General features: G+C 63.1%; 13 protein-coding genes. 9 read left to right on the plus strand and 4 right to left on the minus strand.

The window, feature by feature from the left end; genetic code table 11:
* Window positions 1–45 precede the first annotated feature (45 nt).
* The 4 genes from AYX22_RS23305 to AYX22_RS23320 form a co-directional block, all read right to left on the minus strand.
* Window positions 46–1,428 carry an FAD-dependent oxidoreductase gene (locus AYX22_RS23305; protein ID WP_142940525.1) on the minus strand — a complete coding sequence of 461 codons (1,383 nt, stop codon included), beginning with the start codon at window positions 1,426–1,428 and terminating at the stop codon, window positions 46–48.
* Window positions 1,429–1,608: 180 nt separating this feature from the next.
* Window positions 1,609–2,610 carry a thioredoxin-disulfide reductase gene (gene trxB, locus AYX22_RS23310; RefSeq protein WP_142940524.1) on the minus strand — a complete coding sequence of 334 codons (1,002 nt, stop codon included), beginning with the start codon at window positions 2,608–2,610 and terminating at the stop codon, window positions 1,609–1,611.
* 33 nt (window positions 2,611–2,643) lie between these two features.
* Window positions 2,644–3,066: an arsenate reductase ArsC gene (locus AYX22_RS23315; RefSeq protein ID WP_142940523.1), complete on the minus strand. Its 423-nt coding sequence runs from the start codon at window positions 3,064–3,066 to the stop codon at window positions 2,644–2,646.
* A 181-nt stretch (window positions 3,067–3,247) separates the two neighbouring features.
* On the minus strand, window positions 3,248–3,922 hold the full coding sequence (locus AYX22_RS23320; protein WP_142940522.1) for a metalloregulator ArsR/SmtB family transcription factor: 675 nt from the start codon (window positions 3,920–3,922) through the stop codon (window positions 3,248–3,250).
* Window positions 3,923–3,968: 46 nt separating this feature from the next.
* On the opposite strand from AYX22_RS23320, the gene AYX22_RS23325 reads away from it, so the two are divergent.
* The 9 genes from AYX22_RS23325 (at window position 3,969) to AYX22_RS23370 (ending at window position 10,658) form a co-directional block, all read left to right on the plus strand.
* A complete protein-coding gene (locus AYX22_RS23325; protein ID WP_142940521.1) occupies window positions 3,969–4,709 on the plus strand; it encodes an MIP/aquaporin family protein in 741 nt (246 codons plus the stop codon).
* 75 nt (window positions 4,710–4,784) lie between these two features.
* Window positions 4,785–5,135 (plus strand): metalloregulator ArsR/SmtB family transcription factor, encoded by a 351-nt coding sequence (locus tag AYX22_RS23330; RefSeq protein WP_207597715.1) that lies wholly within the window; start codon window positions 4,785–4,787, stop codon window positions 5,133–5,135.
* Entirely contained in the window at window positions 5,132–5,647 is a 516-nt protein-coding gene (locus tag AYX22_RS23335) for a GNAT family N-acetyltransferase (RefSeq protein ID WP_242703660.1), read from the plus strand. Before AYX22_RS23330 ends, AYX22_RS23335 begins: the two co-directional genes overlap by 4 nt.
* Before the next feature lie 452 nt (window positions 5,648–6,099).
* Window positions 6,100–7,089, plus strand: a complete 990-nt coding sequence (locus AYX22_RS23345) for a bile acid:sodium symporter (protein WP_238703529.1) — start codon at window positions 6,100–6,102, stop codon at window positions 7,087–7,089.
* Window positions 7,090–7,167: 78 nt separating this feature from the next.
* A complete protein-coding gene (locus AYX22_RS23350) occupies window positions 7,168–7,356 on the plus strand; it encodes a MerR family DNA-binding transcriptional regulator (RefSeq protein WP_142940482.1) in 189 nt (62 codons plus the stop codon).
* A 449-nt stretch (window positions 7,357–7,805) separates the two neighbouring features.
* The gene (locus AYX22_RS23355; RefSeq protein ID WP_142940481.1) at window positions 7,806–8,048 is read left to right on the plus strand and encodes a hypothetical protein; all 243 of its coding nucleotides are present in this window, start codon (window positions 7,806–7,808) and stop codon (window positions 8,046–8,048) included.
* Between the two features lie 9 nt (window positions 8,049–8,057).
* Complete coding sequence (locus tag AYX22_RS23360; protein ID WP_142940480.1) at window positions 8,058–8,312, plus strand: hypothetical protein; 255 nt, start codon at window positions 8,058–8,060, stop codon at window positions 8,310–8,312.
* 137 nt (window positions 8,313–8,449) lie between these two features.
* Window positions 8,450–9,619, plus strand: coding sequence for an ATP-binding protein (locus tag AYX22_RS23365; RefSeq protein WP_142940479.1), 1,170 nt, complete (start codon window positions 8,450–8,452; stop codon window positions 9,617–9,619).
* Window positions 9,612–10,658 (plus strand): hypothetical protein, encoded by a 1,047-nt coding sequence (locus tag AYX22_RS23370; protein ID WP_142940478.1) that lies wholly within the window; start codon window positions 9,612–9,614, stop codon window positions 10,656–10,658. The genes AYX22_RS23365 and AYX22_RS23370 overlap by 8 nt, the downstream gene beginning before the upstream one ends.
* The last annotated feature ends 19 nt before the right edge of the window (window positions 10,659–10,677 follow it).

Raw genomic sequence — 10,677 nt, forward strand, 5'->3', positions numbered from 1 at the left:
GGGTGGGTCCGGCTCGATGATGACTGGCGCTGTGGGTTGGGTGGGTTAGTTGTCGGCGGAGCGTCCGTGGGCCAGCCCGGTCGGGAACCCGACGAACGCTGGTTTGGGTGCCGCGCAGCAACCTCCCTGGGCTTCGGGCTCCTGCGTGGTGGCTGCGGCCGGGACGTCACAGCTGGTGCCCGCGTCCGCGGAGCAGACCCCGGTTTCGGGCAGTTCCAGGTGCACGGTGTCTGCTGCTGCTTGGTCACCCGCGAGGGCGGCGGCCACGGAGCGGACCTGTTCGTAGCCGGTGGCCAGCAGGAACGTCGGTGCCCTTCCGTAGGACTTCATCCCGACAATGTAGAAGTCCTTCTCCGGGTGCGCCAGAACCTTAGCGCCGTGCGCTGGGACGGTGCCGCAGGAGTGGAATTCCGGGTCGATGAGCGGGCCGAGCTCGGTGGGGGCTTCCACTGCCGGGTCCAGGTTCAGGCGCAGTTCCCGCAGGACATCCAGATCGGGCCGGAATCCGGTGCAGGGCGCGATGACGTCAGCCTCGACGGTGCGCCCGTCCACCGCTTCGACCGTGACGTGCGTGTCGAGGGTTTTCAGGGCGGCGATGCCGAAGCCGGTGTGCAGTTCGATGGTTCCGGCGTCGACCAGGCGGCGGAGCCGGGAGCCGAGCTGGCCGCGGGCGGGTAGACCGTCGGCGTCTCCGCCGCCGTAGACCTTCTCCGCGGACTCGCCGCGGACGGCCCAGAGGATCGTGGTGCCGGGTTCTTCCTTGGCCAGTTCGGCGAGGTTGATCAGGGTGTTCGCAGCTGAGTGACCGGCACCGACGACGAGGACGCGGCGGCCGGCGAACGCGGCACGGTCCCTTCCAATAGCGTCGGGCAGCGGCGAGGAGATCCGGTCAGCTGCGGTGGTCTCGCCGATGGCCGGCAGACCCGAGGTGCCGAGCGGGTTTCGCGTGGACCAGGTCCCGGAGGCGTCGATGACAGCACCGACGACATGGTCCCGAATCTCGCTGCCGTCGTGCTCAACGCGGACAACGAACGGGGTGGTGTCACGGTCCCGGACATGGGTTTTGTCCAGCCCAGCGCGGGTGACGGCAATGACGCGGGCGCCAGTCTGGAGCCGGGAGGCGATCTGGGCGGTGGCGGCCAGCGGGGTGAGGTAGTTGTCGATGAGTTCCCCGCCGTAGGGCAGTGCCGTGGGGCGGGGGGACTCCCACCCGGTGGGTTCGAGCAGGCGCACGGCGGCGTCGTCGAGGTTGAACCGCCACGGAGAGAACAGCCGGATGTGGCGCCATTGTTCAATGGCGGCACCGGCGGTGGGGCCGGCTTCGAAGATGACCGGTTCGAGGCCGCGCTCAAGCAAATGTGCCGCGGTGGCCAAACCGATGGGTCCTGCGCCGATTACGGCGACCGGAAGGTTCTTCACTGAATCCATGCTGTCCTCTGTTCTTTTCCGTTGGTGCGGTTGGTTTCGGGGGTGCCTGCCGGTCCTTGTGGGTCCGGCAGGCCGGGGCTGTGCTGTTTAGCAGCAGTCCGGATCGTCCTCGTCGCAGCAGCCCGTGTCGGTGCAGCACCCGGTGTCCATCCAGTTCACCCCCTCCCCGTTACTGAGTGGTTAGGCGTGGGTTGGTTCTTCAACCAGTGCCGTGGCGATGCTGTCGGCATCCTCCAGCGCGACCAGGAACCGTTCGGCGTCCAACGCGGCCGCGCAGCCGGTGCCCGCGGCGGTAATGGCCTGCCGGTAGCGGTGATCCACCGCATCACCACAGGCGAAGACACCCGAGAGGTTGGTGACCGTGGTGGGTGAGTCGACCTTGATGTAGCCCTCAGCGTCCAGGTCCACCTGTCCGGTGACCAGTTCGGTGCGGGGCACGTGGCCGATGGCGACGAAGATGCCGGTGGCGGCCTGTTCGCGGGTTTCCCCGGTGCGGGTGTCCGTCAGGGTCACGCCGGTGACCTTGGTGTCGCCGTGGATCTTGGTGATGGCGGAGTTCCAGGCGAAGGTGATCTTGGGGTTGTCCTTGGCGCGCTGGGCCATGATCCGGGAGGCCCGGAGTTCGTCCTTGCGGACGACAACAGTGACGGTCCTGGCGAAGCGGGTCAGGAAGGTCGCTTCCTCCATCGCGGAGTCACCGCCGCCGACGACGATGATGTCCTGCTCGCGGAAGAAGAACCCGTCGCAGGTCGCGCACCAGGACACACCGTGGCCGCTGAGCTTCTTCTCTTCCGGCAAGCCCAGCTCCTTGTAGGCGGACCCGGTCGCGAGGATAACGGCAGGTGCTTCGTGCGTGGTACCGGCGCCGGTGACGACACGCTTGAGGTGACCGGTCAGATCAACCTCGGTGGCGTCGTCGAACACGATCCGGGCGCCGAACTTCTCGGCCTGTTCCTGGAGCCCATCCATCAGCTCCGGGCCCTGGACGCCGCCCGGGAAGCCGGGGAAATTCTCTACCTCGGTGGTGTTCATCAACGCGCCACCAGCGGTGACCGAACCGGCCAGGACCAAAGGATTCAACCCGGCCCGGGCAGCATAAATCGCGGCCGTGTATCCGGCAGGGCCGGAGCCGATGATGATCAGATGTTCTGTCTGGACGTCGGTACTGGCGTCGGTGCTCACGGAAGTCTCTCCTGGTGCTCGAAAAAAGATGGGTTACTTGGCGGCCGGGACCAGCGAGGCGATCAGGGCCTCGATGCGGGTCTTGATCTCGTCGCGGATCGGACGGACAGCGTCCACGCCTTGGCCTGCGGGATCTTCAAGGACCCAGTCCTCGTAGCGCTTGCCGGGGAAGTACGGGCATTCATCGCCGCAGCCCATGGTGATGACGACGTCGGATTCCTTCACGGCCTCGGTGGTGAGGACCTTGGGGATTTCGGCGGACATGTCGATGCCGAGCTCGGCCATGGCTTCAACGGCGGCTGGGTTGACCTTGTCCGCGGGCTGCGAGCCGGCGGAACGGACCTCGATGGCCCCTTCGGACAGGGTGGTGAGAAACGCTGCGGCCATCTGGGAACGTCCGGCGTTGTGGACGCAGACGAACAGGACGGAGGGCTTCTTGGTGGTTTCGGTGCTCACGGGGTTTCTCCTGGGATCAGTTGGGTGAGGGGTTGGGAACTCTCTGAATCTCTGTCCGCTCCGTTGCAGCAGCACCGGCCTGATATTGATGCTTGTCGATATATGGAGTATCGGACAGTAGATTGATGATTGTCAATATTTAGCTTGGAAGGCTCCCCGTAAGCGCCCGGTCGTTCTTGGATCAGGCGGCGTGCAGGCGGGGAGCGAGGTCGTTGATGCGTGCGGACAAATCTGTGAAGGCGTTCTCGAAGGCGTCTTCATTGTTCAGTCGCAGGGGGTCGGGCACGGACCAGTGGATACCGCCAAGGCCGGCCAGTTCCTCATGGGCGTTGTCGCAGACGGTCACGATGAAATCATCGGCGGCCGCCACCTGATCCAGCTGGCGCGGGGTCAGCTGGTCAAGATCGACACCGTGGCGGCGGGCCACGGCTACAGCGCCGTCGGCAATGCGCTCGGCCGGATGGGTTCCGGCCGAGATGGAGGGGATGTTACTGACCTGGCGCCAGAGCGCGGTCGCCAGCTGGGAACGGGCGCTGTTCCGGGTGCAAATGAACAGCACACGTCGCGCTGCGTGCTCACGCCCGGGTGCCAGTCCGTCAAGGGCTCCGGCTGCGAGCCGGAAGTAGCTGCGTCGCTTGTCCGCTTCCGAACGGTGGCGGGTAGCAAGCCCGGCTTCCTCAAGGCTGCGCAGGTGGTGCGAGAGCAGGTTCGAGGGCATCCCAAGTTCAGCCTGCAGCTCCGTCGGCGACAAATCCCCCAGGGTCAACAGGTCCACGATGCGAAGGCGGGCAGGATCGGCGAGGGCGGCATGCTTTGCAACCCGCGCCCGAAAGATGGTCATCTGCTCAGTATCCATTGACTCAATTTTGACTGAGATACTTTCTTCGGTCAAGCTGGTTGCCATGACTTCACACCAGCCGCCGTTGTGGCGCCGCGCCGTCGCCGAACTGCTCGGCACCGCTTTGCTTGTCTCCGTCGTCGTCGGCTCGGGGATCGCCGCAGCCCAGCTTTCACCCAATGATGTGGGCTTGCAGTTGCTGCAGAATAGCACAGCGACTGTACTCGGGTTGACCGTTCTGATCCTTGTGTTCGGGCCCGTCAGTGGGGCGCACTTCAACCCCGTAGTGTCCCTGGCCGACTGGTTCCTGGGCAGGAGTACCCGAACCGGCCTGTCGCTGGCCGAAGTTGGAATCTACGTGATCGCGCAGGTCATCGGTGCCATCGGCGGCAGTGTGCTCGCCAACGCCATGTTCGAGGTCGGCACCTCCATCTCGGTCAAGGACCGCGCCACCACCGGGCACCTGCTTGGCGAAGTCGTCGCCACTGCTGGATTGATTCTGTTGATTTTCGCGCTGGCGGCCACCAACCGCGGCGCTCTCGCGGCCCCTGCGGTCGGCGCTTACATCGGCGCAGCCTACTGGTTCACCTCCTCGACGTCCTTCGCCAACCCGGCAGTGACCGTCGGGCGCATCTTCAGCGACACCTTCGCCGGTATCGCGCCCGGATCCGTTCCAGGGTTCGTGGTGGCGCAGCTGATCGGTGCTGCACTGGGTATCGGCGTCCTGGCGTTGCTGTTCCCGACAGCATCTCGCGCCGCGGACGACATCGTCGTCCCGCACTCGCTGGAGAAAACCGGGGCCTAGTCATCCGCTGACGGAAGCGGCGGGCCGCTTGCCCGACTACATTGATGATGGTCAATATTCGGGCATAATGGATAAATGAACGCACTGCCCGTCCTCGAACCAGCCACGGATGAATCCTGCTGCGCCCCGGCCTCAGCGCCTGCGCTGGGCGCCGAAGAAGCCAAGCAGAAAGCGCTGGTCTTCAAGGCCCTGGCAGACCCGAACCGGCTGCGGCTGCTCTCCATCGTCAAGGCCGAAGCCTCCGGGGAATCCTGCGTCTGTGACCTCACCGAACCCCTGGACCTGGGCCAGCCCACCGTCTCCCACCACCTGAAGATCCTGGTTGACGCCGGACTGCTGCACCGCGAAAAGCGCGGCACCTGGGCCTACTACTCCCTCATCCCGGGCGCCTTGGACGACGTCGCCGGGATCCTGGCCGCACTATGAGCCAAGGCTTCGCCCTTCGTCCCATGGACCCGGCCGACTGGCCCGCCGTGCAGCGGATCTTCCAAGAGGGCATCGACACCGGGCACTCGACGTTCGAATCGACTACCCCTGACTGGGAATCCTTCGACGCATCCCGGCTCCAGGCACACCGACTCGTCGCCGAAACCGTCAATGACGGCGTTCTGGGATGGGCGGCAGTTTCGGCCGTCTCGGCCCGACCCGTCTACGCCGGAGTCGTTGAACACTCCATCTATGTCGCGGCAGAAGCCCGCGGACTCGGACTTGGAAAAGCTCTCTTGCAAGCCCTCATCGACTCCACCGAACGAGCCGGAATCTGGACCATCCAATCCAGCATCTTCCCCGAAAACCACTCCAGCCTCCGGATCCACGAAACTGCCGGGTTCCGGGTCATCGGACACCGAAGCCGCATCGCCAAAATGACCCATGGCCCCACCGACGGACAATGGCGCGACACGCTCCTGCTCGAGCACCGATCCACGCTGGAGTCGTGAATGGAGGCACCCACGACTGCCGTATTGCGTTCGAACCTGTCGACCTGCCTAGTGACGCGCCCTGGAGGCGGGGACAATTCCGGTGAAAATTGAAGTACTCCACATCGATGACTGCCCCAACACGGTCAAAGCCCTCCACCAAGTCGAGCGTGCCCTGGCCGCCCTCGGGCGATCAGAGACCTCCGTCTGACGTAACCGGCATCTTCCCCGAAGCGGCTCCCACCAGTGAGCTCGCATGCAGGATCTACCAGACTTCAGCCGGTCTCGCCGGAACCCCGACCGTCGAGCAAATAGTCGAGGTGCTCAGATGCCGCGGTATCTGACTTGGAAAACTGAAGCTCCTCGTGCAGGCGATCCATGGCAACGCCCGGCGTGAGCGGCCGGTTACGCCGGGCGTTGCACGATCCGGCCCCGCTATTTCTGGGTGGAGTCAGGCCTCGCCTAGCATTGCAATGGTGGATACCCGGAACCTTGTCGCGTGGATGGACCGGCAGCAAATTGGTCTGTATCTCGTGGCCATCCTTGTCGGGGGCGCAGCGGGCTTACTCGCTCCTGGAGTGGCTCCGGCTTTGGAGCATTCGATCAACCCTGTCCTTGGGCTCCTGCTTTACGCCACGTTTCTGGGGATACCGTTTGCTTCCCTCGGAAGGGCCGCCCGGGATCTGAAATTCCTGGCCACTGTCCTGGTGTTGAATTTTCTCGTCGTTCCCTTGGTGGTGTTTGGCCTGACCCGGTTCATCGCCGGCGACCAGGCGCTGCTTGTTGGAGTCTTGCTCGTACTTCTGACCCCGTGTATCGATTACGTCATCGTATTCACTGGGTTGGCCGGCGGCGCGAGTGACCGGCTTCTCGCTGCGGCACCTGTGCTGATGCTGACGCAGATGCCTTTTCTCCCGCTCTATCTTTTGGTCTTCGTCGGCCCGGATCTGGTCTCAGCCATCGATCCGGCCCCATTCCTTCAAGCCCTTATCGTTTTGATCATCATCCCGCTGGCCGCGGCAGCGCTGACCCAGGCGCTGGCCAGAACGAGGGCTATGGGCAGAGCCGTGATGTCTCTGATGCAGGCCTTGATGGTTCCCCTTATGATGGCGACGCTGGCCGTGGTCGTGGGGTCGCAGATTGTGGGAGTCGGCGAGGAACTCGGCTCCCTTCTGTCCGTCGCGCCTATCTATGCTGCATTCCTACTGGTCATGGTGCCGCTGGGTCTACTCGCAGCAAAACCCGCAGGACTCGATGTTGCCGCCACCCGCGCTGTCGTGTTCAGTGGTGCGACCCGTAACTCCTTGGTCGTGCTGCCATTGGCGTTGGCATTGCCAGGCCACTTGGCGCTTGCGGCCCTGGTGGTGGTGACCCAGACCCTTGTGGAGCTGATCGGTATGGTGCTCTACGTCCGCTTCCTTCCGCTGCTGATCAAGCAGGAACGCCGTCACCAGACCACCTGACGGAGACCCGCCGTGCAGCGGGTTTTGCGGCGCACCTGACTTGACCTTCAAGCCAGATCGAAGGTTTACGGTGGATCCATGAAGACGATCCGGATTTCCGAGGTTGCCGCCAGAACAGGGGTTCAGGCCACTACTTTGCGCTATTACGAGGACATCGGCCTGATCGGCCCCGCAGCCCGCTCAGCCAACGGCTACCGGAGCTACGACGAACGGGACCTGGACCGGTTGGCAGCCACTGCGCGCCAAGAAGCTCGACATCAGCCTTGAGGGATGTCCGTGGACTCGTCTCTGCAGGGGATACCGATGAATGCGGGACCGTTCAAGACAGCTGGGTGGTCTCGTCACGGCCAGACTGCAAGAGGCGCAGGAACGCATCAACGAGCTAACAGACCTGGCACACCAGCTCGAACGCATACGCTCGCCAGCCTGAGCTTCGCACCCAGTCCACTGAACCCAAAGGCAGCGGACCGCATTGAAGATGCATCCAACGGCATGAGCTGCGGGAAGGCTAGCGGCATCGCGGCAAACCTGCCAGGAACCGACGCCAGAACATGGAGAGCGGCACGCGTACGCACTTGGCCGGGAAATGAGCATATGGGTCTTGTCACCTGCAGCTCGCAGTGCCAAGGTCTAATTAAAGTTTCCCAACGCTCAACACAATTAGGCTCAGCCAGGGGGTTGCGATGAATCAATGGTTTCTTCCACCGGGCGGGATCTTGAGCAATTACATTGCTCCGGGACAGACCGTCCGCCACTCGTTCTGGTGGGAAGATCGCGCGTTTGGTCCTGCGATCCTGGCTGTCGCCATGCCACCATCAATCGTGGTCTCGACCGGCGGGGTGACGACACTCGGCAACGGATTCAGCCAAAGCCGCGACCGGCTCACCTATTTCGCTGATCTGCGGGCAGAAGCTTCGTATGGGGCCAGCTATCGTCTCCTCATTACAGCGCTGCGCTAAGGAGCCCTCATGAAATGCACGGTCATCAGCGACGAACGCGGCAAGATTATCGCCATTGGTCCGACGCCTGGGCCGGTAAAATCCTCCGACGGTGAGGGACCGGCGCTCTGGCACGAGCTCCTGCCTTTTGAAGGACAAACCAGCCAGATTGTGGATGTACCTGATGAGTTGCTCAACGACCCTGAGCTACTGGCAAATCTGCATCAAACCCACCGCCTCCGCGGCGAACGGATTGAGGCTGTTGACGGTCTGACTACAGACTAGTCTCCGGGTCAATTGACGGAACACCTCCGAATGGCTGCCTGCCCCTGCCTCAAAGGTCCTGAATGTCACGCGTCGGCTCGTATCCGGAACCATAGCGTACTATCCAAAAAACTGGATACTCCTTTATGGTTGTTGATATGGAAAGTGCTTTGAACCCTTACTCGCCCGGGTCGGGCCGTCGGCCTTTCGAACTGGTCGGGCGCCAGAGCGAGATCGATGCCTTCGATTTGCTGCTGGCCAAGACCCGCCAGCGAAGACCGGACCGGGGTATCGTCCTGCACGGGTTGCGTGGGGTGGGCAAAACGGTCCTGCTGAACGAGTTCCGTCGGCAGGCCGAACATGCTGAGTTCATGGTCGTCTTCCTCGAGGGCAGGGACGCCGAGGGGGGTCCTGAGGCCGTACGGGCCAAGCTCGCCCGGAACCTGCTGCAGGCCGGGCGGAAGTTGAATCGCCGCGGCGCCGGGGAGCGACTCTTGGCGGCACTTGGCAGCATCGCATCCTTTTCCGCGAAACTGGGTGTGACTGGGATCGACATCGGTGTGAACCTCAATCACGGCCGCGCTGACTCCGGATCGATCGAAGTGGATCTGGAAGAACTGATTGAGGACCTCTGTCTGGCCCTGGGGGAGAATCGCTCGGGTCTGGTTTTCATCATTGACGAGATGCAGGACCTGGACGACGGACTCATTGCCGCACTCCTGAGTGCCCAGCATCTGGCTGGCCAACGCGAATGGCCTTTCTATATCGCGGGGGCCGGTCTGCCCAATCTTCCCTCGGTACTGAGTGAAGCGCGCTCTTACGCCGAAAGGATTTTCAATTACCGCAGCATCGGGGCGTTGTCGAGGGAGGCTGCAGAGGCGGCCTTGGTAGCCCCGGCCCAACGCTATGGGGTGTCATTCGTGGCCGAGGCCAAAGACCTTCTCCTGAGCGCATCGGGCGCGTATCCGTATTTCCTGCAGGAATACGGTTACGCGGCCTGGGAAACAGCTCCGGAGAAGACCGTAACCTTCGACGACGCCAAAATCGCGGTGGAGATCGGCCGCGCGCAGCTGGACCAAGGGTTCTTTCCTTCACGCTGGAAACGTGCCTCGAAGGCAGAGAAGGACTTCCTCCGCCTGATGGCCACTGACGGTGATGAAGGATCCAGCACAGCCGGTCTTGCTGAACGGGCGCAGAAGAAGCAAAGCTCCATGACCATGACCCGTGCGTCGTTGATCGACAAGGGGATTATCTACGCACCCGCCCTGGGTGTTGTGGCGTTCACCGTGCCAGGAATGGCTGACTATGTTAAACGCCTCCATGAGTAGCACGAGCGCAGGAACCGGTACCACCGCAGGCGGGAGGTTGCGGTGGGGAATTCTCCTGGGAGTTACCGCGCTGGTCCTTGCCGGAGCCGGGATCTACGCGGTGGGAGCCTATCAGCGTTTCGAGGAGAGCCGCACGGCCGCCTCATCTGTGGGAGTGACTGCAGGCCAACCTCTCCCCGGGGTTCCTTTCGTCCTGTTCAGGAACACTGCCGGCGGGCAGGGCTATGGCAATGCAGCCACGGTGCCGCTTTCGGCTCCCGGTGGCACGCGGGCGGTCAGTGAGCAGGCGTGCGAACGGGTCTATGGCACTGCAGCTGTGGTGGTCTGTCTCAGGTCCAACCGTGGTCTGGTGACTACTTACGACGCGGCCGTCCTGAACCGGGACTGGCAGCAGGATCGGGCGTGGCCTGTCCCGGGTATTCCGAGCCGGACACGCATCAGTCAGGACGGTTCCGTGATCGCGACAACGGTGTTCGTCTCCGGGCACTCATATACGCAAGCCGGGTTCTCGACAGCAACAGAGATCACTGTTCCCGACGGCGGTACGGGTAACCTCGAAGATTTCGCGCTCCTCGTGAACGGCGAACGGTTGCTGGCGAGCGACCGGAACATCTGGGGAGTTACTTTCGCGCCAGGGCAAAGCGAAGTCTTCTATGCCACAGCAGCATCCTCAGGACGTATCTGGCTCGTCCGGGGAAGCCTGAAAGACAAGACCCTGACCGCCATTCATGACAACGTTGAATGCCCCTCCATCTCACCGGACGGCACCCGGATCGCGTATAAAAAGAACATTGGCGGGCCGCTCACCGCGCACTGGAACGTCGCCCTTCTTGACTTGGCCACGGGGGTGGAAACGGTGCTCTCGGAAAAGCGCAGCGTCGATGACCAGATCGAGTGGCTGGACGATCAGAACCTGCTCTACGGTTTGGCCGACGAGGATACCGAAGGTGACAGCAACATCTGGAAACTCGGAACCGATCCGGCGTCCCAACCGAGCCTCTTCATCGAACATGCGTGGTCGCCCAGTGTGGTCCGCTGACGTCCGGACGTAACTCGGG

This window comes from Arthrobacter sp. D5-1, from assembly GCF_017357425.1.
GTDB lineage: Bacteria > Actinomycetota > Actinomycetes > Actinomycetales > Micrococcaceae > Arthrobacter.